Origin of the sequence: Vibrio sp. 10N.222.52.B7, from assembly GCF_041474275.1 — a bacterium.
Lineage (GTDB): Bacteria > Pseudomonadota > Gammaproteobacteria > Enterobacterales > Vibrionaceae > Vibrio > Vibrio crassostreae_C.
Map to the genome: position 1 here is coordinate 1 of NZ_JBFRTU010000388.1, position 377 is coordinate 377.

Here is a 377-nt window from a genome sequence, read left to right on the forward strand (position 1 = left end):
AGAAAGTATCGATATTTTATTGATGTATGCAGCAAACGGTGGCCGTTCAATACGCCTAGATGCCATTGGCTTTATTTGGAAAGTGTTAAATACCACGTGTATTCATTTGCCGGAAGCGCATCAGATTATCCAGCTATGGCGAATCATCTTTGATGAGACGGTTCCCGGCGCGTTATTGATCACTGAAACGAATGTGCCACACAAAGAAAATATTTCTTACTTTGGGCAAGGCAATGAAGCGCACATGGTGTACCAATTTCCGCTTCCTCCTTTGACTCTGCATGCTTTCATGAGTCAAAACAGCTCTGTATTGACCGAATGGGCGAAAGGCCTAACCGAAGAAGCCATGGCCTCACTGCAGCAAGGGAATAAGACAA

1 pseudogene is annotated in these 377 nt (G+C 44.6%); it reads left to right on the forward strand.

Annotated features, from left to right (window positions below):
* Positions 1-377: pseudogene (locus tag AB4512_RS23350) on the forward strand (sugar phosphorylase); the annotation flags it as partial.